Origin of the sequence: Acidovorax sp. Root219 (genome assembly GCF_001428665.1) — a bacterium.
In the GTDB taxonomy this organism is placed as follows: Bacteria; Pseudomonadota; Gammaproteobacteria; order Burkholderiales; family Burkholderiaceae_C; genus Acidovorax.
In genome coordinates, this window is record NZ_LMIJ01000027.1 from 12784 (window position 1) to 36687 (window position 23904).

The 23904-nt window shown below is 63.6% G+C and carries 16 protein-coding genes and 2 pseudogenes; 14 read left to right on the top strand and 4 right to left on the bottom strand.

What is annotated here, in order from left to right:
• The first annotated feature begins 51 nt into the window (after window positions 1-51).
• The 10 genes and pseudogenes from ASE28_RS23870 to ASE28_RS23910 all read left to right on the top strand — a co-directional run bounded on the left by ASE28_RS23870 (window position 52) and on the right by ASE28_RS23910 (window position 11657).
• Window positions 52-453 (top strand): response regulator transcription factor, encoded by a 402-nt coding sequence (locus ASE28_RS23870; RefSeq protein ID WP_057203671.1) that lies wholly within the window; start codon window positions 52-54, stop codon window positions 451-453.
• Window positions 419-1189, top strand: coding sequence for an HD-GYP domain-containing protein (locus ASE28_RS23875; protein WP_235514706.1), 771 nt, complete (start codon window positions 419-421; stop codon window positions 1187-1189). The genes ASE28_RS23870 and ASE28_RS23875 overlap by 35 nt, the downstream gene beginning before the upstream one ends.
• Window positions 1190-1214: 25 nt before the next feature.
• Window positions 1215-2009 (top strand): ABC transporter substrate-binding protein, encoded by a 795-nt coding sequence (locus ASE28_RS23880; RefSeq protein WP_057203673.1) that lies wholly within the window; start codon window positions 1215-1217, stop codon window positions 2007-2009.
• 1 nt (window position 2010) lies between these two features.
• Complete coding sequence (locus ASE28_RS23885; RefSeq protein WP_057268737.1) at window positions 2011-4554, top strand: ATP-binding protein; 2544 nt, start codon at window positions 2011-2013, stop codon at window positions 4552-4554.
• Between the two features lie 336 nt (window positions 4555-4890).
• Window positions 4891-5409: a chemotaxis protein CheW gene (locus ASE28_RS23890; protein WP_057268738.1), complete on the top strand. Its 519-nt coding sequence runs from the start codon at window positions 4891-4893 to the stop codon at window positions 5407-5409.
• Window positions 5410-5497: 88 nt separating this feature from the next.
• A pseudogene (locus ASE28_RS23895) lies at window positions 5498-6688 on the top strand (methyl-accepting chemotaxis protein); the annotation flags it as partial.
• Between the two features lies 1 nt (window position 6689).
• Window positions 6690-7182: pseudogene (locus ASE28_RS33230) on the top strand (methyl-accepting chemotaxis protein); the annotation flags it as partial.
• Window positions 7183-7333: 151 nt separating this feature from the next.
• Window positions 7334-8695, top strand: coding sequence for a PAS domain-containing methyl-accepting chemotaxis protein (locus ASE28_RS23900; RefSeq protein WP_057268739.1), 1362 nt, complete (start codon window positions 7334-7336; stop codon window positions 8693-8695).
• 52 nt (window positions 8696-8747) lie between these two features.
• On the top strand, window positions 8748-10301 hold the full coding sequence (locus tag ASE28_RS23905; RefSeq protein ID WP_057268740.1) for a chemotaxis protein CheW: 1554 nt from the start codon (window positions 8748-8750) through the stop codon (window positions 10299-10301).
• A 66-nt stretch (window positions 10302-10367) separates the two neighbouring features.
• Window positions 10368-11657 (top strand): HD-GYP domain-containing protein, encoded by a 1290-nt coding sequence (locus ASE28_RS23910; protein WP_057203678.1) that lies wholly within the window; start codon window positions 10368-10370, stop codon window positions 11655-11657.
• A gap of 68 nt (window positions 11658-11725) precedes the next feature.
• On the opposite strand, the gene ASE28_RS23915 is transcribed toward ASE28_RS23910, so the two are convergent.
• The 4 genes from ASE28_RS23915 to ASE28_RS23930 form a co-directional block, all read right to left on the bottom strand.
• Entirely contained in the window at window positions 11726-12058 is a 333-nt protein-coding gene (locus ASE28_RS23915; protein WP_157412598.1) for a hypothetical protein, read from the bottom strand.
• Window positions 12059-12099: 41 nt separating this feature from the next.
• Window positions 12100-14067 carry a bifunctional diguanylate cyclase/phosphodiesterase gene (locus ASE28_RS23920; RefSeq protein ID WP_057268741.1) on the bottom strand — a complete coding sequence of 656 codons (1968 nt, stop codon included), beginning with the start codon at window positions 14065-14067 and terminating at the stop codon, window positions 12100-12102.
• A 220-nt stretch (window positions 14068-14287) separates the two neighbouring features.
• Window positions 14288-14929 carry a response regulator transcription factor gene (locus tag ASE28_RS23925; protein ID WP_057203681.1) on the bottom strand — a complete coding sequence of 214 codons (642 nt, stop codon included), beginning with the start codon at window positions 14927-14929 and terminating at the stop codon, window positions 14288-14290.
• Window positions 14926-16476: a PAS domain-containing sensor histidine kinase gene (locus ASE28_RS23930; RefSeq protein ID WP_057268742.1), complete on the bottom strand. Its 1551-nt coding sequence runs from the start codon at window positions 16474-16476 to the stop codon at window positions 14926-14928. The genes ASE28_RS23925 and ASE28_RS23930 overlap by 4 nt, the downstream gene beginning before the upstream one ends.
• Window positions 16477-16629: 153 nt before the next feature.
• On the opposite strand from ASE28_RS23930, the gene ASE28_RS23935 reads away from it, so the two are divergent.
• From ASE28_RS23935 to ASE28_RS23950, 4 genes are all read left to right on the top strand, one after another.
• The gene (locus ASE28_RS23935) at window positions 16630-17349 is read left to right on the top strand and encodes a helix-turn-helix domain-containing protein (protein ID WP_057203683.1); all 720 of its coding nucleotides are present in this window, start codon (window positions 16630-16632) and stop codon (window positions 17347-17349) included.
• A 48-nt stretch (window positions 17350-17397) separates the two neighbouring features.
• A complete protein-coding gene (locus tag ASE28_RS23940) occupies window positions 17398-19113 on the top strand; it encodes a PAS domain-containing methyl-accepting chemotaxis protein (RefSeq protein ID WP_082608224.1) in 1716 nt (571 codons plus the stop codon).
• A 202-nt stretch (window positions 19114-19315) separates the two neighbouring features.
• Window positions 19316-20944, top strand: a complete 1629-nt coding sequence (locus tag ASE28_RS23945; protein ID WP_057268743.1) for a methyl-accepting chemotaxis protein — start codon at window positions 19316-19318, stop codon at window positions 20942-20944.
• A gap of 151 nt (window positions 20945-21095) precedes the next feature.
• Window positions 21096-23729: a diguanylate cyclase domain-containing protein gene (locus tag ASE28_RS23950; RefSeq protein ID WP_057268744.1), complete on the top strand. Its 2634-nt coding sequence runs from the start codon at window positions 21096-21098 to the stop codon at window positions 23727-23729.
• Window positions 23730-23904: the final 175 nt, after the last annotated feature.

Below are 23904 nucleotides of genomic sequence, written 5' to 3' on the forward strand. Positions count from 1 at the left end.
AACAATTTGTCAAATTTTGGCAAATAGGCCAACAACTGCAACAGGCACTCCATGAAAAAAGTACTCATCGTCGAAGACCACGCCGACATCCGAAAGCTACTGCACATGACCATGGAATTCGAGGATTTCGAGATCTATGAGGCCGCCAACGGCGATGTGGGGCTGGAAATGGCCCGTGCTCACTCACCCGACGTGGTGTTGCTGGACATCATGATGCCGGGCACCCTGTCGGGGCTGGAAGTGTGCCGCTGCATCAAGGCCAACCCCGCGCTCAAGCACACCAAGGTCATCATGCTCACCGCGCGCGGCCAGGCGGAAGACCGTCGCGATGGCATGAAGGCAGGCGCAGACGAATACCTCATCAAGCCGTTCAGCACCATCCAGGTGCTGGAATCAATTTACCGGCTGGAAATCGCCCATGACCGAAACCATTCCGATGCCTTCCCATTTTGAAGGCGAGAGCACTCGCTTCGACGAAGCGGCAGCTGAACAGATGCTGCGCTTCGTCGAAGACTTTGGCCACATGTACCGTGAGCGAAACAAGGCGCTGGATGAAATCACGCGGGCGCACAACGAGGCTTTGCTGCAATTGTGCATGGCCGCCGAGGCCCGCGACGATGACACTTCCGTGCACATCGTCAGGATAGGTTTTCTGGCCGAGGCGCTGGCACTGCTCGTGGGATCGACACCTGGATTTGCCAGCCTGTTGCGGCGCGCTGCGCCCATGCACGACATTGGCAAGATCGGCACTCCAGACCATGTGCTCAAGAAGGCAGGGCCGCTCACCGAAGAAGAGCGGGCAGTCATTCAACTCCACCCGGCCATTGGCGCGCAGATCATCGGCAAATCCCGCGTGCCTGTGTTCCTGCTTGCCGCCGAAGTGGCGCTTACCCACCACGAACGCTACGACGGCAAAGGCTATCCCCGCGGGTTGGCAGGCGAGGATATCCCCCTGTCGGGCCGCATCACGGCCATCGTGGATTTCTACGACGCATTGACCATGGACCGCGTCTACCGCCCCGCATTCAGCCCCCAAAAGGCCTTGTCCATGCTCATCGAACAGCGCGGCACGGCATTCGACCCCGTGATCGTGGACACTTTCGTCCAGCACTTCGATCATCTGGACACGTTGCGGCGCAAGGTCACCGAGCAACGCCCCACCTTCGCCGATCTGATCGACGCCCCCTGAACCATCCTCCCACTAGGATAGCGCCATGCCCCCCATCCTCCGAATCGCCTTCACCAGCGCAATTGCCAGCCTGATGCTCTGCGGACCCGCTCTGGCAGGCCCGGTGCAGGAAAAGGTATCGGCACGGCACGCCGTGCGCGTCTGCATCTGGCCCGACTACTACGGCATCACCTTTCGCAACCCGCGCACCCAGCAGCTGGCAGGGATCGACATCGATCTGTCGGCCGAACTGGGCAAGGATCTGAAGGCAAAAGTGGAGTATGTGGAGACGTCTTTCGCCACCCTGGTCGAAGACCTGCAGGCAGACCGTTGCGATGTGGGCATGTTCGCGATTGGCATGCTGCCCCAGCGCATGGCGCATCTCAAATTCACCCAGCCCTACCTGAGCAGTGACATCTACGGCATCACCACCAAGAGCAATGCCGTCATCAAGCAATGGGCCGACATCGACCAGCCCGGCGTGCTGGTCGCCGTGCAGGCCGGAACCTTCATGGAACCGGTGATGGGCGAGCGCCTCAAGCATGCCAAGCTGGTGAGAATATCGCCCCCCGCCACGCGCGAACGGGAGCTCGAAGGCGGTCGGGTGGACGTGTTCATGACCGACTTCCCTTACAGCCGGCGCTTGCTCGACAATGCCGACTGGGCACGCCTGGTGTCCCCGCCCAAACCGGTGTTCGTGCTGCCCTATGCCTATGCCGTGAAGCCGGGCGACGATGCCTGGCTCAAGACCGTGGATGACTTCGTGGCACGCGTCAAGCGTGACGGCCGGCTCGACGCTGCGGCCGCCAGGCACGGGCTGACCGAGATCGTTGTGCACTGACATGGCACAGACCTTCACCCGCAGCGCACCCTGGCGCCACGCCCAGGGCCTGGTGAAGCTCAGCCGCAAGGCGAGCAACACCGCGCTGCTCTGCGGCCTGCTGCTCGTGGCGGGCATCCTGGCGGCCACGGCCTGGATATCGCTGAAAGACCGGTCCAAGGCCATCGCCTCGGACACCGAGAGGGCCGAACTCCTGGCGCGCGTGCTCGAGGACCAGACCACCCGCACGGTGGAAAGTGGCCTTTTCATCCTGGCCACCATGGGCGATGCCAATGCCCTGCACGCCCCCGGGGCCGACCTGCCGCGCACCGAGGCTTTTCTGCGCGAGGCAATGGCAGGCGCCCCCTTCCTGCGCACGGTGCTGGTAGCCGATGCCACCGGCCTGGTCATCGCCAGCAGCTCGCCTCAGGAGTCGGGGGTCACCATTGATCTGCTCAAACTGGGGACGCGCCCGCAGAAGGGCAAAACCACCCTGGGCCCCTGGATCGCGGGCCGGGGCGTGGGCAGCCTGCGCGCCGGCGCACCACAAGGCCCCACCCCGGCGGGCCTGGGCTTCATTCCGCTCACGCGCAAGTTCGTCACGCCCGACGGCCAGGACTTGCTGCTGATCGGGCTGATCAACCCCGACTCGCTGGCCAATCAGCAGCAGTTGGCCGTAGGCCAGGTCGGCTTCAGCTCCGCGATCGCATCGTACGACGGCAAGATTCTTGCGACCTCCCAGGAGACCGCACTGCATGGCGCACAGGCCAGCGACCTCCCCGTTTTCCGCACCTACCTGCCCGCGCGCGAGCACGGCAGCTATGTGGGCCAGGGGCTGGGTGGCGGCAACCAGATCGTCGCGTTCCGCCTGTCCAGAACCCAGCCGCTCGTAGTCCTGGTGGAGGAACCACGAGACGCTGCAATCAACCGCTGGTGGACCGAAACACAGGGCTACATCTGGCTCAGTTGCGCCGCGACCCTGGTGGTGCTGCTGCTCACCCTCGTGGCCTGGCGCAGCCTGCGCTCCCGCGAGGCCGCCAGCCACGCCTCCCGGCACGCCCAGATACGCATTGCCCACAGCGAACGCGAGCTGGCAGTGCTGATGCGCAGCGTGCAGGAGGTCATCTTTCGCACCAACACCGCCGGCCGCATCACCTTCGTCAACGCCCGGCTGGCATCGCTGATCGGTGGCAGCGAATCCGCGGCCATAGGCCGGCCACTGCAGGAACTGGTGGAGCCCGGCAGCCGGCCCGCGGTGGAAGGCCTCTTTGCCAACGGCGAAGCGGGCGGGGTACGCAACTGCCAGGCCATGATCCACCTCGGCACTGGCCGCCAGTTGCTGTTCGACGTGGCACTGGTGCCCCTGCTCGACGAAGGCGCGGTCATCGGCTTTGCAGGGAGCGCCGTGGACGTGACCGAGCGCTGGGTTGCACAGCAGAGCCTCCAGACCGAGCTGGAGTTTCGCGGCCAGATGCTGGAGATGAACCCCCTGCCGATCTCGATGACCGACATGAAGGGCCATCTGGTGCTGGTCAACCGCGCCTGGGAGGAATACAAGGGGCGCAAGCGCGCCGACGTGATGGGGCTGCGCCTGGCGGACTTTCTGCCCTCCGAAGAAGCAGCCGTGCACCAGTCTGCAGACAGGCAATTGCAGCAACAGGGCGGCCGGGTGATGTTCGAGACCCGGGTGCTCTACGGTGGGCAATCCTGGCGCGATACGCGGGTGACGAAAGCGGTGGTGACCGATGCCCGCGGGCAGGCCACCGGCATTCTTTCCACGTTGATGGATGTCAGCGACTTCCGCGAGGCCGAACGGCTGACCCGCGAGGCCCACGAGGCCGCCGAGGAGGCATCCCGATCCAAGTCCGAGTTCGTGGCCAACATGAGCCATGAGCTGCGCACACCGCTGCAATCCATCATGGGTTTTTCGGAGCTGGGCATGCTTCGCGGCAAGGCCGACGCCCGGCTGGCGGGCATGTTCGAGGACATCCACCGCTCCGGCGAACGCATGCTCTCGCTGGTCAACGACCTGCTGGACGTGGCCAAGCTGGAAAGTACCGTGGGCACCTTCCACCTGGAGCGGGTGGACCTGCGCGGCATCATCCACCCCGTGCTGCGCGAGCTGGAGCCGCTGCTGGCCCAGCGCAAGCTGCACCTGGAGGTGGCACTGGGCGACCTGCCGCTCACGGCCAAGGTCGATCCCGTGCGGTTCCAACAGGTCATACGCAACGTGGTGGCCAACGCCATCAAGTTCTCTCCCGAAGCATCGTCCATCACCCTGCTGGGCAGGGTCGACCGCCGGGGCCAGATACGGCTGGCCGTGCGCGACCACGGCCCGGGCATCCCGCAAGACGAGCTCGGCGCCATCTTCGAGGCCTTCAAGCAGTCCAGCAAGACCAAGGACGGCTCGGGGGGCACGGGCCTGGGCCTGGCCATCTGCAAGAAGATCGTGGAGGCCCTGGGCGGGCAGATCTACGCCGAGAACGTGCGGCAAGGCGGCTCGGTGTTCCACATCATCCTGCCCGCACGCGGCGCCAGCGAGACCATGCCGGCCGAGCTGGAATAGCCCGGCCTCCAAAAGCCGCACAGCCGGCAAGAAAGCTGGCAGGTGGGTGGCTTGTGCATGCCGACGGCCTGCTGGGCGCTGCTGCGTCGCATCGCGCACAAGACAACCCCCAGGCACCGCGCATTTTCGTGAGTGCGTTCCAAGGATCCTGGTGGTGCGCAGGCCGCCAGCGGCGGCCCCGCGCTGGGCCGCCTCCCTACTCCAACGGCGCCGCCCGCGGAATCACCCAAAGGTAGCAAATATGAATTTATTGTCAAAGCAAGACGTGAATCGCTTGCTTAAATCATTTTTATCATTAAAATTACGAAAAACCCGCAAGACACCACTTTTTTTATCATGAACACCACAATTTCCACCACCCCCAAAACCTCAGGCATCGCTCTGGACTCCGCCGCACCAGGTGAGTACCTGGCCTTTCGCCTGGGTGCCGAGCAGTACGCCATCGACATCCTGCGCGTGCAGGAGATCCGCTCCTACGAGCAGCCCACCCGCATGGCGCATGCGCCCGACTTCATCAAGGGGGTCATCGACCTGCGCGGGCGCATCGTCCCCATCCTGGACCTGCGCATCAAACTGCAGTGCGCCGAGGTCGCCTACAACGACTTCACCGTGGTCATCATCCTGGACATCGGCACCTCGGTGATCGGCGCGGTCGTGGACTCGGTGGCCGACGTGGTGTCGCTGGCGCCCGAACTCATCAAACCGGCTCCTCAGTTCGAAACCCAGGGCGACGTGGACCCTTCGTTCGTGCAGGGCATTGCCAATGTGGACGGCCGCATGCTGATCCTGATGGACATCAACGCCTTGCTCAGCCACGAGGAAATCGGGCTGGTCGAGACCACGGCAACCGCCTGATACGGCGCATTGCACCCCAGAACATCCCGGACCGGCCGCGCCACAGACGAGCTGACCCCGGACCCCTCCTGTTTCAAAGCTCAATCCCATGAACAACCTGAAAATCTCCACCCGCCTGGCCGGCACCTTCGCGGTTCTGGTCGCCGTCTTGCTGGCCGTCGTCATCGCCGCCTGGTCGCAATTGGCTGCCATGGGCGCCCAGACCCGCGAGATCACCGGCAATTGGCTCCCCAGTGTGGAACTGGTGAACCAGCTCGACACCGCCATTGCCAAGGCCCGACTCTTTGAACTGCGCCATGTGATGGCCGCCGATGCAGCCGCCACCGCCACCCACGAGAAATCCATGGGCGAGTTGCAGGCAGAGCTGGACAAACTGAAAAAATCCTACGAAGTCCTGATCAACTCGCCAGAAGAGCGAAAGATCTACGACGATTTCATTGCCGACCGCAAGAAGTACGTCGAACTCACAACGAAGATATTCGAGTTCTCGCGCAAGAACGACAAGGACCAGGCGGCAGCCTTGCTGGGTGGCGAATCCCTTCAGCTGTTCAACAAGACCTCTGCCACCCTCGAGAAGCTGGTGGAGCTCAACGGCAGGGGAGCACGGCAAGAAGCCGAAAATGCCAAACAGACTGAGGCAACCGCACGGGTGGTACTGATTGCGGCAGCAGCCCTGGCCGTGGCCTTTGCAACGCTGGCAGCCCTGTGGTTGATCCGCTCCATCACCCGGCCGCTGGAACAGGCCGTCAACGCGGCCGATCGCATCGCCCAGGGCGACCTGAGCGGCCAGATCGTGGTCCGGAGCCAGGACGAAACGGGCCACTTGCTCAGTTCCCTGCAGCGCATGCAGCAAAGCTTGGTGACCACCGTGGGCGCCGTGCGCCAGAACGCCGAAGGCGTGGCCTCGGCCAGTGCAGAGATTGCCTCGGGCAACAACGACCTCTCCAGCCGTACCGAGCAGCAGGCCAGTGCGCTGGAAGAGACGGCCGCATCGATGGAGGAACTGTCCAGCACCGTCAAGCAAAACGCGGACAGCGCCCGACAAGCCAGCCAATTGGCCATCAGCGCTTCCACGGTGGCAGTGCAGGGCGGCGATGTGGTGTCCGAAGTCGTGGAGACGATGAAGGAGATCAACGCCAGCAGCAGCAAGATCGCCGACATCATCAGCGTCATCGATGGCATCGCCTTCCAGACCAACATCCTGGCCCTCAATGCTGCGGTGGAAGCCGCCCGGGCGGGCGAACAAGGCCGGGGCTTTGCCGTGGTGGCCAGCGAAGTGNACGCGTGGAGCAAGGCACCCTGCTGGTGGACAAGGCCGGCACCACCATGACCGAGGTGGTCGCCTCCATCCGTCGCGTCACGGACATCATGGGTGAGATCAGTGCTGCCAGCAGCGAGCAGGCTGCAGGCGTCGCGCAGGTGGGAGAAGCGGTCACGCAAATGGACCAGGCCACCCAGCAAAACGCAGCGCTGGTGGAAGAGATGGCCGCAGCAGCGAGCAGCCTGAACGGCCAGGCGGGCGAGCTGGTCAACGCGGTGGCGGTGTTCAAGCTCGATGCCAGCGCCCACAGCGCGCCGACCGCGGCGCCCCGCGCGGCCACCGCCGCGCCGCGCCCCACCCCGGTACAGCGCAAGGCGCTGCCCAAGGGCAACGGCAGCTTCACGCAGGCCAAGGCCAAACCACTGACGGGCCCGGCATCGTTGCGGACCAGCCCCGCCCTGGCCACCGGCAAGCCCGCGCAAGGCAACAACGACGAATGGGAAAACTTCTGACCGGCTGCTGCATGGTTTCCGTCTCGCCCCGGTGGTGCAGTAGCCGCAGCAGGGGCAGCGCCACCTACAAAGCAAGTCCTGGTCATTTGACTTTTGCCCGGCTCCACACCGAGCGATTCGCCTGACCAATCCATCTCCCGAGAGCTTCACCATGAACTCCACATCCATCGCTGCATCAGATTTACTGCTGGCAGAACAGGGCCCGCGCACGCAGGCGCTGTACGCAGCCATCAACCGCGTGCAGGCGGTCATCGAGTTTTCGCTTGATGGCCGGGTCCTGCACGCGAATGACAATTTTCTGCAGACCTTTGGCTACTCGCTGCAGGAGGTGCAGGGGCAGCACCACCGCATGTTCTGCGCGCCGGAGTTTGCCAAGTCCCGCGATTACGCCCTCTTCTGGGACCGACTGGGAAGGGGCGATTTCGATGCGGGGGAATACAGGCGCATGGACAAGCAGGGAAAAGAGATCTGGATACAGGCGTCCTACAACCCTGTACTGAACGCCGACGGGCGGCCTGAAAGCGTGGTCAAGTTCGCCACGGACATCACGGCCGAAAAGCTGCGCAGCAGCGAATTCGAAGGAAAGCTCGATGCCCTGTCGCGTTCACAGGCCGTCATCGAGTTCGATATGCAGGGCAACGTCATCGACGCCAACCCCAACTTTCTGCGCGCTCTGGGCTATACGCTGCCAGAAATCAAGGGCCAACACCACAGCATGTTCTGCACGCCCGAGCTGGTGAAGTCTGCCGAGTACCGCAACTTCTGGGCCGATCTGTCGCTGGGCCAGTTCCAGAGCGGACGCTACATGCGTATGGGCAAGCATGGGGCAGAGGTCTGGATCCAGGCCACCTACAACGCCATCCTGGATGCTGATGGCAATCCCTACAAGGTCGTCAAGTTCGCGATTGACGTGACCGAACAGGTCCACAGGGAACAAACCATCCGCGAAAAAGTCCCCGAGATATCTGCGGTACTGGAACAACTGTCGGACTCTACCGATGGCATCACCAGCAGCTCACAGCAGTCGCTTGCGCTGGCTCTCTCGGCCCAGGAGGAGGCATCCGGCGGCACGGCGTTGCTGGAGCGCTCACGCGAAGCGACGCGGCAGATACAGAATGCGTCGCGCAGCGTCAACGACATTGTGGACACCATCCGCGACATTGCCAGCCAGACCAACCTGCTGGCTTTCAATGCCGCCATCGAAGCCGCCCGTGCCGCCGAGCACGGCCTGGGCTTTTCGGTCGTGGCCGATGAGGTTCGCAAGCTGGCAGAGAAATCCTCCGCCGCGACCAAAGGCATCAGCCAGTTGATGACCGAGACCCTGCTGCGCATCGAAGAGGGCAGCAGGCTCTCGGAGCAGGTCGAGGACGTGTTCTCGCGCATCACGCGCGCGGTAGGCAACTCCTGCTCCGCCATGACGGATATCCACAAGGCATCGGCGCAGCAGGCCCAGGCGACGCACAGCGCTGCGCGCCTGCTGTCCGAGTTGCATGGCTCGGCGAACGGAGGCTGAAGCAGTGTCGACTTCGTCCTCTCTCCCCCCACCCAGGGCCAACCGGTATGCCATGGTTCGCACGGCAGGGATCACCCTGGCCGTACCGGTCAACGAAGTGGGCCAGGCATTGCCGCTCAACGGACCGGCCGCCCATCTGCCGCGCAGCGAACGTGTGCTGGTAGGCGTATTCCAGCACCGGGGACAGGTGGTACCCATCGTGGACCTGACCTGTTGGGGCAGCCTGCTGCAGGCGGATAACCCCCCCGCCCATGCGCAGGTCATGATCCTGCAAAAATCAGGGCGCAAGACCGGCATAGCCATCGAACGCACGGTGGGCATCGTGCTGGTAGAGCCTGGCGCCGTGCACCAGATACACCATGACAGCGCTGCGCACGAGCTGTTCCACAGTGTCCTTCACGTCAAGGGGTTCGAGCACCCGGTTCCCCTGCTGGACACAGAGCATCTTCTGCAGCAAACCCAGGTCTGGGTGCAGGAACAGCCGGCCATGCGCCAGGCGCTGGGCGCGTCTTCCGCATCCGACGACCGGCCCGCCCAGCAAGGCAGCATCGACGACGCACGCCCTGCCCACACGGAGACCCACGTCGTGGTCGGGCTGGGAGGGTTGCGCTTTGCGGTGCCAGTGCTGTCGGTGGGCACCTTGATGCCGACCCCGCCCCTGCAAAAGCTGCCGAGCCTGGTCAAGGGCTTGCAAGGCGTGTTCGCCTGGGGCCAGCGCAAGGTACCAGTGGTTGGGCTCCACCAGGAACTGGGGCTGGAAAGCCCCTCTTCCGACACCCCGCTGCCACCGTGGCTGCTGGTGGTCCGCACGCCAAGCGAAGCCTTGGGGATACTGGTCGACGAGTTCGTGGCGGTGCAGCGGTTTGAGTCAGACCGGCTTCAGCCGGCGGTCACCCCGCTGGGCTCCAGCGTGGTCTCAGACCCCGGCGACCCCGCCGGGCGCCCCATACAGCTGCTGTCGGTCACTGCACTGTTCAGCGCCTTGCCCATGGGCGCCATCGGTTCCGAAGACATGCAAACGCTCGGCCGAGCAGGCTCCAGCCTGGGCAAGGGTCTCGGTGGCCGGTCTGGAGATGAGGCCAATGTCTCACCAGAAGCACACCTGGTCTTTCAGGCAGGTCGTACCATGGCAACCCCTCTGAAGGGCATACAGGAGATCGTGAAGGCAGAAGCAGACGAGGATGGGGCCACACTGCCCTTGGCAACCCACTACCAATGGCGGGGGACACTGGTGCCGCTGCTGGACCTGCGCCTTGCCACAGAAGGGGTGCATTGCATCACCGGGCCGGAACGACGCCTGCTCATCGTGAAAGAAGCGAACCGGCTGACCGCGCTGGTGGTGGAGGCTGTCATCGATCTGGTACCCGCGTTTGTGGGCACCATTGTCTCGCTGCAACTGAACAAGGGCCGCCGCCTCAACGTGCTCACGACCGAAGTAGCCGGCAAACAAGGCAGCTATGAAATCGTGGACATTGGGCGCCAGGCCCAGGCATTCCAGGACCATGGCCTGAATGCACAGAATTCGATGCCCTCCCGTCCAGGCAGCGGCTCCGGCGCCACCTCCGCCACGACGTCTTCCAGCCAAGGGCAAGCCCTGCCTGGCTGAATCTGGCGTTCTTCCATCTTGAAATCTTGATCGCTGCCGAAGCGCAGCCAGAACGGGAAATTCTTCATGCTCAAGCGCATCAGCATTCAGCACCTTACCTTGGGCATGTATGTGCACGATTTCTGCGGATCGTGGATGGACCACCCGTTCTGGCGGGCCAAGTTCGTCTTGAAGGAGCCCAAGGACCTGGCGCGCATCAAGGCCGCCTCCATCGAAGAGGTCTGGATCGACACCTCCAAGGGCCTGGACGTGGCGGCCGGTGTGCGCTCCGTCTCGCGCGAGGAGGCGGATTTTCAGGTGGAGACCGATTTCGGCATGCTCGACACCATGCCGCCCCTGGTGGTGGATCCGCCTCCCCCGCCCTCGCCGCCGCCCCGCCGTGCGCGGGGACGGGCTGCCGCCAGCATGCACAGCGAGTTGCAGGCAGCGGCATCCATCTGTGTGGAGTCAAAACAGGCGGTAGTCTCGATGTTCAAAGAGGCACGCATGGGCAAGGCGGTGAATTCCGAGAATGCGCGCAGCCTGGTGGAAGAGATCTCCGACTCCGTCACGCGCAACCCGAGCGCGCTGATCAGCCTGGCCCGCCTGAAGACGGCAGACGACTACACCTACATGCATTCGGTGGCCGTGTGTGCGCTGATGGTGGCTCTTGCCAAGCAGATCAACCTCAATGAAGAGCACACCCGCAGCGCCGGCATGGCGGGGCTGCTGCATGACCTGGGCAAGGCGGCCATTCCGCTGGCGGTGCTCAACAAGCCAGGCAAGCTCACGGATGAGGAGTTCACCGTCATCCAGAGCCACCCGGTGCAGGGCTACCTGATGCTCAAGGAGGGCGGCAGCGTGGAAGACTCGGTGCTCGATGCCTGCCGCCACCACCACGAGAAGATGGATGGCTCGGGCTACCCCGACAAGCTCAAGGGTGAAGAAATCAGCCTGATCGCGCGCATGACGGCCATCTGCGATGTGTACGACGCCATCACCTCCGACCGCCCTTACAAGCGCGGCTGGGACCCGGCGGAGTCGCTGCGCCGCATGGCCGAGTGGACCAAGGGGCATTTTGACCCGCGCCTCTTCCAGGCCTTCGTCAAAAGCATCGGCATCTACCCCGTGGGTTCGCTGGTGCGGCTGACCTCCGGGCGCATCGGCGTGGTGACCGAGCAGGGCCAGAAGTCCCTGACCTCGCCCAAGGTGAAGGTGTTCTTCTCGACCAAATCGGACATGCGCATTCCACCCGTAAGCATCGATCTGGCCGAGCCAGGGTGTACCGAGAAGATCGTGGCGCGCGAAGACCCGGACCAATGGAATTTTCCGGACCTCAACGAACTGTGGTCGGGCCTGCCTTCAGCTTCTCGCTGAAAGCAGGAGGGGAGCCCCGCACGACACATCAAACTACACATTTAGGCGGACCTCACCACGGCTCCTTCTCAGGCATCCTGAAGCAGATGATCCAGGACCGTCTCCATGTCCGACCAGGAATGCCCTTGCAACAGATCGCCAGTGGCTGCGCTGCTCGCGGAGTTCGGCTCTGCCTTGAACAAGGCCATCTTCGCCCGGGGCGCGGAGCGGCGGGCATGGTGCTGCAGCACCCCGAGCATGTCACCTGCGAGCCCCATGTCCACCACCATCAGATCGACGGGCTCGCTCAAGAGCACCAGCACCGCATCCGTCACGCTGGGTACGTCGGTGATGACGCAGCCGGGATCGCGCACCCGGCAAACCGCCTGAACCGCCTGCCTGTGCCAGCGGGTCGGCAGCATGGTCAGAACCCTGCACGGTGCAGCGTTCTGCCGGACGGCGTTCAGCCTGTCTGGCACATGCCACTCCTCAAGGGCCCAGGGCCCCTCGGTGCTCCCTGCGGGCTCAGGAAGGCGGCGCCAGAGGTATCGGCTGCGGCTCGCATGTCTTGGAAAAGCCCTTCAGAAAATGGGACCGTGGCAACGTCGCCATTGCAACGTGCAGGGGGTGATTGTGGTTGGCAGTCTCCTTGGGCACCTTGATCCATGTCAACCTGCTCCGATTCCACAGGCGCCGATTTGAAAAGCGCTGCCCAGGGCAGACGGCCGGCGAGCACCGCCTGCATGGCGCTGGTGTCCAGCGGGCGCGCCAACAGAAAACCCTGCCCCTCGTCGCAGCCCATGGATTGGAGCAACCTCAGTTGGGCCTCGGTTTCGATGCCTTCGGCGATGCAGCGCAGGTTCAGCCGGTGCGCCATGTCCACGATGAGGCGCACGATCTCGCAGGCGCTGGCGTCATCCCCCATGGCGGAGACAAACTGCCGGTCAATCTTCAGGTACTGCACCGGAAAGCGGCGCAGGTAGGCCAAGGAGGAATAGCCCGTGCCGAAGTCGTCGATGCTCAGTGCAACCCCCAGGTTGCGAAAGGACTTCAGAGACAACATCACGGCATCGATATCGCCAAACAGCAGCGACTCGGTCAATTCGATTTCGAGCAGTCGGGCAGGAATGCCGTGGCGGTCCAGCGCGAGCGCAACGTGCTGCACATAGTTTTGGCGTTGGAACTGCAGCGCAGAGAAATTGACCGCCACCACGGGCGCTGCCAACCCCATCGTCTGCCAGGCCACGATTTGCGCCAGCGCCTGCTCCATCACGCTGTCGCCAATCAATCCGATCAGGCCACGGCGCTCCGCCAGTGGAATGAACTCAGCAGGGGAGATACTGCTGCCATCGGGCAGCACCCAGCGGGCCAATGCCTCGACTCCCGACAATTGCCCGGAAGCCAGATTCACCTTGGGTTGATAGGCTACGGTGATCTGCTCCAGGCGCACCGCATCGCGCAGCGCGAGCGCCATGCGGCGCTGTCTATCCTGAGCCTCATAGCACTGCAACATGGGCAATCCCGGCACGGCTTCCTGGCGGGCCGCCGACGCATGGAGCAGTGCTTCGGCAGCGCTTGCACACCCCTGCGCCAACGATGACAAGCCCACACTGACCGAGATCTGGATGTGCTTTCCCTCGCCGAGGTCAAAGGGCAATGCCGTCTTCGCATACAGGCGCGAGGCGAACGACTGAACCGCATCACCGCCCTCCGTATGGGGGTCTGCCAGCGCGATGGCGAACTCATCGGGCCCGACGCGGGCCACCACCGCCGGCCGGCCGTCGGCAGCGGCGACCTCCGTGCAGCGCAGCGCCATCTGGCGCAGCACGGCGTCGCCCGACACCAGCCCGTGCAGTTCATTGAGTTCCGTGAAGCCATCGATGTCCAGCGCGAGCACATGCACCAGGGGGGACTTCTCGCTCAGGAGATCGGCGGCCTCGGTGAACGCCTTGCGGCTGAGCAAGCCGGTGGTTGCATCCGTGGCGGCATCGCGCCTCGCACGTCCGCTGCCCAGCTGTTGCGAGGCTTGCTCGGCATAGGTGCCCAGATGGTATGCGGCCACGCCATCCGATCCACGCAGGGTGACGATGGTCAGGTACTCCTGCGACAGCTGGCCGTCTTTGCGGCGGTTCCAGATTTCTCCTTGCCAGCGCCCCTGGCTGCCCAGCGACGCCCACATGGTGCTGTAGAAACTGCGCCCCTGCAGCCCCGAACGCAGCATGCCCGGGCTGCGCCCGACCAATTCGTCCATGGCGTAGCCGGTCGCGCATTCAAACGCCTCGTTCACCTTGAGGATGCATCCGTCCGGTTCGGTGAGCACCATCGGTGCAGGTGACTCCCGCATGGCCTGCAGCAGCATGCCGACCACCTCACTGCCAAATGCGGGGTGGGCACTGTGTGCGTCGATGGAGATTGTGGATTGATCGGCCATATGTTTCCTTGAAGAGGAACCGGGAGCGGGCATGTCGCGCTCCTGATGGCCCAGTGTAGGAACTGCCGGCAGCCGGGTCTGTGGGGAAGTCTCGATGGCCTGGGTGGGGGGGAACTCGACAGGAACCGGGTCGACACAGGCGCAAGAGCCCGCCGCGGGCCTCCCTTGCCCTCGGCATCGGGTAGCCGCAGCAGCACTGCGCCGGCCCCCCGGGTGCAGGCTATTGAGGGTCCGCCCCCAGCAATTGGTGGCGCATTGCCAGACGAACCAGTGCGGTCACATTGGGCGTACCCAGCTTGCTCATGAGACGGCTGCGGTAGGTGTCCACGGTCTTGGGCGACAGGTGCAGCTCGCGGCCGATGGCGGCACTGGACAGGCCTGTGACCACCATGACGACAATCTGCCGCTCGCGCGGTGACAGCGCCCCGAAGGGGTCGACGTCTGCATCCGCCGTGAGGGCCTGCACCGCCAGGTCCGCCACCTCCTGGCCAAGGTAGCGGCGGCCCTGCAACACAACCTCGATCGCACGCAGCACCTCGCTCGATGGTGCACCCTTCAGCACATAGCCCACTGCGCCCATGCGCAACGATTCGGCCACATGCTGGGGTTGTGCCGACATGGTGAGCATGACGGTGCGCACGCTCAGCGAGCGGCGCTGCAAGTCGGCGAGGACTTCGAACCCGGACCTTCCGCCCAGGCTCAGGTCCAGGAGCAGTACGTCCGGCATCAGCCGCAGAATGTCTGCTACGGCCACGGTGGGGTCGGCGGTCTCGCCCACGACCTCATGGCCAGCGATCTGCAGCACCGCCCGCAGCCCCTCGCGGACCATCAGGTGGTCGTCCACCAGATAGAGCCTGCTCATCGACGCACACCCCAGTCCAGCCGCACGATGGTGCCCCCCCCGGGGTTCGGCGCAATGCTGAAGCGGGCACCCGTGGCAAGGGCCCGTTCGCGCATGCCCACCACGCCCAGGTGCCCGGGGCGAGCGATCTGCGTATCCAGGGGCCAGCCCTGCCCATCGTCAATCACCTCGATCCGAAACTGGCTTTCATCGCCTGCCAGTACAACCCTCACAAGGGTGGCTTTCGCGTGCTGTACTGCGTTGGAGGTGGCCTCTCGCGCAACCATGAAGGCTGCGTACTCTGCATCGGCTGGCCAGCGTGTGCGCGAGACCTCGGGCTCGACTTCAAGCAACAGGTCAATGCCCGGAAGGGTGAGGTCGCGCGACCTCAATTCGTTGTCCAGGGCTGCTGCAAGCCCGTCATCGTCCAGCAATGGCGGGCGCAGATCCACCAGAACCTGGCGCACTTGCTTGATTGCCTGGTCAATCAGGCCGCCCAGTTGCTGTCTGGCCTTCCCGCTGGCCTGCACATCCTGAGCGTTCGCCGGGCTTGCGTCGAAGGTGAGCCGGATCGCGGTGAGCGTCTGGCCGAGCTGGTCGTGCAGTGCCTGGGCCAGGCGTTGCGTCGTCTCTTTTTCCTGGTGCATGAGCTGCTGCGCCAGATCCGACAGCTCGCTCTGGTAGCGCAGCAGTGCTTCTTCTGCCCGCGCCCTTTGTGTGACATCGCGCAGGATCGCCGTCAGGGTCAGCTTGCCATTGACCACCGCACGCGAGATGGACGCTTCCAGCTCCAGAACCTCTCCGTCGGCGCGCACGCCTTTGACGCGGCCTGCGCCCATGGCGCGCCGCGTGACCTTGGATTCCACAAACCCATGCAGGTCGGCGCCATGCCCGCTGCGATAGCGCTCGGGCATCAGGGAGTCCAGCGGTTGATTGAGCATGCTGGCGGCTGTGCGCCCAAAAATGCGTTCGGCCGCCGGGTTGAACAGCACGATGCGCCCCTCCTCGTCACAGCTGATCACCGCGTCGCTGGCCGCATCGATCACCGCGGCCAGGGTCTCCTGCTGCTCGCGCAGACGCAGCTCATTCTGGACGCGCTCGGTGACGTCGCGCAGGATGACGGTAAAAAGCTTCTGCCCGGCAATCTCCACCTGCGAGATGGATGCCTCGATGGGGAACTCCTCCCCGTCTGCCCTGAGGCCGCTGATGGCCCCGATGGAGCCCATGCGGCGGGTGGTGATGCCTGTGGTGCCGAAAGCTTCGACGTGGGCCGCATGCTGCCCACGAAATCGCTGGGGCATGAAGCGGGTGATCGGGTGGCCCAGCGCTTGCGCAGCCTCGCAGCGGAACATGCGCTCCGCCGCCTTGTTGAAGAGCACGATGCGCTGCGTTGCATCGATCGTGACGATGCCGTCCATGGCCGATTCGAACAACGCCCGCAGCCGGGCTTCGCTGTCGGAAAGCCCGGTCTGTGCCTCGGTCGGCAGTGGCGGCATGTCAGTCAAATGGAGGTACGCCTCTTGTTGGAACCAGGCGGCAGGCAGCGCATGCACCGATGCACCACCCATGCCGCTCCACCCTCTTTCGGTCATTGTAGGTTCGCTTTGTCAGGGCGGCCAAGGAAACATGACCGGAGCTCCCGTCAGGCGCAGTGGAGAACTCCCCACAGCCAGATCCCGACCGGCTGCCTACAGTCGTGACACCAACCGGGGACCTTCACCATGACCAACGCTTCCACCACCGCCACCTGCTCCCAGTGCACACAACGCGATGTGTGCTTTCCCGTGGACCTGGAGCCATCGCAACGGGTGCGTCTGGACCAGTTGTCGATTCGGCGCATCCGGATCAAGCGGGGCGAGCACCTGTTTCGCGACGGCGATGCATTCAAGGCGCTCTTTACCGTGCGCAGCGGCTTTTTCAAGACAGGCCTGGCCACCGAGACAGGGCACGAGCAGGTGACCGGATTCCAGATGGCCGGCGAAATGCTCGGCCTGGACGGAATCGTCACGGAGCGCCACATGGGCAGCGCGGTGGCCCTCGAGGATTCGGAGGTATGCGCCATTCCCTACACCCGGCTGGCCGAGCTTTCGCGTGAATTGCCCGCCATGCAGCAGCACCTGCACAAGGCGATGAGCCGGGAGATCGTTCGCGAGCACCAGATGATGCTGCTGCTGGGCAGCATGCGCGCGCAGGAGCGGCTCGCGACATTCCTGCTGAACCTGGTCAAGCGCCTTCATGCACGCGGGTTTTCGGAATCGGAGCTGGTGCTGCGCATGACGCGTGCAGAAATCGGCTCCTACCTCGGGATGAAGCTCGAAACCGTCAGCCGGCTGTTCTCCAGGCTGACCCAGGAAGGAATCCTGACGGTACACCAGCGGCACGTTTGCATCGCCGACGCAGGAAGGCTGCTGGGCAACGAGTCGCAAGCAGCCATTCACTAGCAGGGCTTGGCCCCACTGCCACTCACCCATCCCTACGAAGGATTCCCCATGCAGATCAACCTTCCCGTCACCCAACGCGAGTTCGACTATCCCGATACCGATTCACTGGTATCGATGACCGATCGGCAGGGGGTCATCACGCACTGCAACCACGCCTTCGTCGACGTGTCCGGTTATGCGTACGACGAACTCATTGGTCAGCCGCACCACATGATCCGGCACCCCGACATGCCCGCGCAAGCCTTCAAGGACATGTGGCGGACCATAGGCGGTGGCGAGCCCTGGACTGGCCTGGTCATGAACCGCCGCAAAGACGGCGACCACTACTGGGTGGTGGCGAACGTCACGCCCATCATGGAAGGGGGCAAGCCCAGCGGCTACATGTCCGTGCGCACCAAGCCGACACGGGAGCAGATCGACGCAGCACAGTCGCTGTACCTGCGGCTGGCACAGCAGGCGAAGAACGGCAAGGAGGACTTTTATATTGCAGCCGGCCAGGTTCGCAGACGAGGTGTGCGAGGCCTGGCTGCCTCGGCGATCCAGTCATCGCTGACATCGCGCATGGGCTTCGCACTGGCACTGGTGGCCACCCTGTCGATGCTTCCCGACGCCATGGACTGGCAAGGCGCGGCCGCGACCATCGCGCGAACCGGCATCCTCGCTACCGGCCTGGGCATCGTATTTGCCTGGTTCACCTGGCGCCTGAATGCGGCGCTGCACGAAGCCTTGCGATTTGCGGGCGAACTGTCGGCGTGCAATCTGACGGGCGTCCCACGCCTTGACTTTCCCGAGCCCATGGGTGCCTTGATGCGCCGGCTCAACCAGGTCCAGATCAACCTTCGTGCGGTGGTCGGCGATGTTCGCAAGGAGATCACCGGATTCAACGCCTCCGCCAGGGAGATCGCGCAGGGCAGTTTCGACCTGGCGGGCCGCACCGAAACGCAGGCCGCCAGCCTGGAGGAAACCGCAGCAGCCATGGAGGAACTGGCAAGCACAGTGCGCCAGACCGCAGAAACAGCCTCAGTGATGGCGACACGCAGCGATGACAGCGGCCTCATTGCAGGCCGCGGAGAACAGGCGGTGCAGGATGCCCGTGTGGCGATGGACGCCATAGAGCAAACCTCCCGCAAGATCGGCAGCATCACGGCGGTCATCGAAGGCATCGCATTCCAGACCAACCTGCTCGCACTCAATGCAGCGGTGGAGGCTGCTCGCGCCGGGGAGAGCGGGCGCGGGTTTGCCGTGGTCGCCACGGAAGTGCGTGCGCTGGCCCAACGCAGCGCCACTGCCGCCAAGGAAATTCAGCAGCTGACCGCAGAAGCCGCCCAGCGCATCGCTGAAGGGTCTGAACGCATCCACGGCGCAGGCAAGACGCTGGTGGAGGTCACCACCTCCGTGAGCGAGGTGGGTGCCATGGTGAGACAGATCACCGGCGCCACCAGGGAGCAGTCACAGGGCATCTCCCAGGTCAACGAGGCGGTGCTGCAGCTGGACACCGTCACCCAGCAAAACGCGGCCCTGGTGGAAGAGTCGGCCGCATCAGCAGGCACCCTCAGCCAAAGCGCCGAGACAGTGCAGCGCGCCATCTCGGTGTTTCAGATCCACATCCATGGCAGTGCCAGTCGCCCTGGCCCACTTCAACAGAGGGCGCCAGCGCTGCAAAGAGCCACAGGGAGGGTGATGGCGCATGCAGGAAAAAAGCCCCAAGTGGCAAACAGAGGCCCAGGGGTGACCGCGTTGGGCCGCACCCTCCAACTGCCTTAGGGCTGGGCCGCTTTGAATTAAAAAAGCATAAAAGCAACACAATTGCCACATATGATTTAAATGATAGAATCACTCAAAGTAAAACACTGTCATCACCATCTGGATGGGCCTTTCGGCCCGTCGCCCTGATTGGAGTGCGTTCCAGGGCAGGCCGGCGTTGACTTAGTTCCAAACCATCAACACATCCCAAGCTGATCCCTTCATGAACTTCCAACACTCCAAAATATCCACCCGCCTCTCCCTCCTCCTTATAGCCCTGTGTGCTTTGATGGCTGTCATCGGCTCTGCAGGGCTGATGGGCATGCAACGTTCCAACGCAGGCCTGAACACCGTCTACCAGGACCGGGTGGTACCACTCAAGCAGATCAAGCTGGTATCCGACGCGTATGCGGTCAACATCGTTGATACGGCGCACAAGGTGCGCGACGGTGCGTTGACAGCCCAGCAAGGCCTGGACTCCATCAGCAAGGCCAAGAAGGAGATCGGCGACAACTGGAATGCTTACTTGGCCACCACTCTGGTGCCTGAAGAAACTCGCTTGGTGGAGCAGTTCAAAAAGCTGCTGCCCGCCGCCGACGGCTCCGTAAAAATCCTGGAGGGACACCTTCAGAAAGGCGACCTGGCCGCATTGACCCAATTTGCCGCCAAGGACATGTACCCTGCACTCGACCCCTTGCAGGACGTGCTGGGGGGCTTGGTGCAGGTGCAGCTGGATACTGCGCGCGCCGAATACGAACATGCGGTCGCGTCCTACCAGAACACGCAGCTCTTCGTCGCCTTGGCCATCGGCATGGGCCTTCTGTTTGCATTGGGTTTCGGCTACCTGGTGGCCCGCAGCATCATCCGCCAGCTGGGCACGGAGCCTGGCACTGCTGCCCATCTGGCAACGAGCGTGGCGCAGGGCGACCTCACTGTGGCCATCACACTGAAGGATGGAGACACCACCAGCCTGATGGCACAACTCAAGCGCATGCAGGACAGCCTGGTGGCCATGGTCTCCTCGGTGCATCAGAGCTCCGAAAACGTCGCCAGCGCCTCGGAGCAGATTGCCCAGGGAAACACCGACCTGTCCTCGCGCACGGAAGAGCAGGCCAGCGCCCTGGAGGAAACCGCGGCCTCGATGGAACAGCTGAACTCTGCAGTGCGCCAGAACGCCGAAAGCGCCCGCAGGGCCAATGAACTCGCGTTGAGCGCTTCGACGGTAGCGCTGCAGGGCGGTGCCGTGGTGGCCGAAGTGGTGCACACCATGAAGAGTATCAACGAGAGTTCCGTGCAGATCGCGGACATCGTCGGCGTGATTGACTCCATTGCCTTCCAGACCAACATCCTGGCCTTGAACGCGGCCGTAGAGGCTGCCCGCGCAGGTGAACAGGGCCGGGGCTTTGCCGTCGTGGCCACCGAAGTGCGCAACCTTGCAGGCCGTGCCGCTTCGGCGGCCCGCGAAATCAAGGGGCTGATCGGTGCCAGCGTGGAACGCGTGGAAGCCGGCACCGCCCTGGTGGACCGTGCAGGCCAGACCATGGGCGAGGTGGTCAACTCCATCCGGCGCGTTACCGACATCATGGGCGAAATCAGTGCCGCCAGCGGCGAGCAGAGCATGGGGGTGGACCAGATCAACGAGGCGGTGACGCAGATGGACCAGACCACCCAGCAAAACGCCGCCCTGGTCGAAGAGATGGCTGCTGCTGCATCGAGCCTGAGCCACCAGGCGCACGGACTTGTGGAAACCGTTGCCCAGTTCAAGTTGCCCAATGTCCGCGCATTGCCTCTGGCCAATGGCGTGCCTCGCCTGGCCCTCATTGGCCATACGCGAGCTTCTGGCGCTGCTTGAACCCGGCCGCACTGAAAGCGACAGCCCAAGCCTGCCCGGCCTGAAGCCAATTCAGTCCCTTGGCATACAGCGCCGCAAACCCTTCATCTGGGGAAGGCGAGCTTGTGCAACAAAAAATGAATCCACAATTCCGAGAACTATTCATACAACCATGGCTGTCGACTTGCGCCCCACAGTGGACCTGCGGACGCCCGCGCAGGGCCGTTTCAACCGCTGGCTCAAGATTGGCGTGGTGGCGCTATCGGCGCTGATCAGCACCCTGGCCGTCGTGTCACTGAAGTCCAGCCACGATGCCTTCGAGCAAAAGGCGCAGGTCGCAGCGGAAAACCTTGCGGCGACCCTGCAGCAAACCATCGACACCGAAGTTCTGAAGGTCGACACCGCGCTGCAGAACGTCATCGTTCAGGTTCGCCCCGCCCTCTCAGGCACCCGCCTCGCGGAGCGGTCTTTCGCCGAGTCCGTGTTGGCTGGGCAGGAGGCCCTCACCCCGGATCTGCACGGGCTTCGCATCACCGACGCGGATGGCATCGTTCGCGTTGGCACCGGGGTGGCGGCAGACGAGCACCTCGACCTGAGCGACCGGGAGTTTTTCCGCCTGGCGCGGGATGCGAAAGACGGTGGCCTGGTGATCTCCGGCCCCGTGCTCACGCGCACAGACAAGCGCTGGGTCATGGTCCTGGCCCGCCGTCTTGCCTCGTCTGAAGGGGCATTTTCCGGGGTCGTCTATGCCCATATGCCCATTGACCACTTCCAGCGAATCCTCGCTTCGGTCGACGTGGGACCGATGGGTGCCGTCACACTGCGAACCCATTCGATGCAGCTGGTGGGCAGGCATGTGCCAAGCCAAACGGCAAGCCTCCCGGTCGGGACCACCAATGTCTCGGAGGTACTGGTTCAGGCGATGCAAAGGGATCCCCGGCGTGGATCGTTCGTCGCCACAACAGCCCTGGACGGGGTCGAAAGAATCACAGCCTATCGGCAGGTGGGCAATCACCCCCTGCTCGTCCTCGTCGGCTTCGACCGAGCGACCTATTTCGGGCTCTGGCGCCAGCAGGCCCTGCTGGTCGGCGGGCTGACGGCGGTGGTGCTGATCGTGCTCTTCGGGGCTTCGACGCTGGTGCTGCGGGCCTGGCAACTGGAAAGCGTACAGCGCAGCGCACTGCTGCGCGAAGGGCGCCGCAACCATGGGCTATTGCTCACAGCCAGCGATGGCCTGCACGTGCTCACGCGCGACGGCATGGTCGTTGAATTGAGCGATCTCTTTGCGTCCATGCTGGGTTACGAACGCAATGCACTGATTGGCAGGCATGTCTCCACCTGGGACGCCAGCATTGACCAGGGGGTCATCCAACAATGGCTCCAATCCTTTGAACTGGGCGAGCGCCGCAAGTTCGCCACCCGGCACAGGCGCTCCGACGGAAGCCTGATCGACGTGGAAATCCACAGCGCGGGGGTTCGCATCGAAGACCAGGAACTGGTCTTCTGCTCAGCCCGGGACATCACGGCCCGCAAGCAAATGGAGCGCCAACTCGCGGCCTCGGCACAGGAAATCCACGACCTTTATGACAACGCACCCTGTGGATACCACTCGCTCGACGCGAATGGAATCTTTGTGCATATCAATGCCACCCAGCTGTCCTGGCTGGGCTACACGCGCAGCGAAGTCGTTGGAAAAAAGCATGCCTTCGAATTCCTGACCGAGCAGGGCCGGGCCACGTTCGAGCGAAATTTTCCACAGATCAAGGCCAATGGCCGCCTGGATGGCGTGGAAATCGATCTTGTTTGCCGCGACGGAAGCCGGCGTCGCGTGAGCATCAACTCCAGCGCCGTGCTCGACGGGCAGGGAAATTTCCTGCGAAGCCGCACAGCGGTTTTTGACATGACCGAGCTGCACCGCACCAAAGAGCAACTGAGCAAGCTCTCTCGCGAACAGGAAGCGATGCTCGACAACGACATGATCGGCATCGCAAGAATCAGAAACCGCGAAATCGTCTGGAAGAACCCTGCGATGGATCGGATCTTCGGATACGCGCCTGGCGAAATGATCGGCCTGCCAACCCGTCGGCTGCATGTGGATGAAGAGACGTTTGCCTCGGAAGGTGCCGCAGCCTACCCCCTGCTTCTGCAGGGAGGCCACTATCGCCGGCAACTCGAAATGAGCCGGCGCGATGGCCAGCGTATCTGGATCGACTCCAACGGTGTGATCATTTCGGGCGACACAGGCGAGTCACTCTGGATGTTCACCGACATCACGCCCATCAAACAGGCGCAGGCGCATGTCGAGCACATCGCATTCCATGACGGACTGACCGGTCTTCCGAACAGGCTCCTCCTCGCGGATCGCTTGCAGCAAGGCATGGCGCACGCGGCAAGAAATAACCGCCTGCTGGCTGCTTGCTATCTGGACCTGGATGGATTCAAGAAAGTCAATGATGAGCTCGGCCACGCGGCGGGAGATCTGCTGCTGCAGGAGATCGCCCGGCGGCTGCAGGCCAGCATACGCGCCAACGACACGGTGAGCCGGCTGGGCGGCGACGAATTCGTCCTGCTCATGACAGAACTCGAGAGCCGCGGCGAATGCCTGGCTGCGCTGGCCAGGATCCAGGCGGAGGTGGGCAAAAGTGTCCAGCTTCGCGACGGGCAGGAAGCCCTTGTATCTGCCAGCATGGGAGTCGCCTTCTATCCAGGCAACGGCAGTGATCCAGACACCTTGCTGCGCAATGCCGACGCCGCGATGTACAAGGCCAAGAGGGCAGGACGAAACCAGTTCCAGCTGTACGACTGAACCGGAAGCGGGCGACGCCCACGGCCCGCATGACAGAGTGGGCGAGCGTGCCTTCGTCGGCTGCTTGCGGCGGCGTACCTCAGGCTTCTGCCCGCCGCGCGATCTTTCCGGCCATAGGAGCCTGTCGGACTTGGAAATCGTCGGCTGCAAATCGGCCACAGCGGTCCATTTTTCA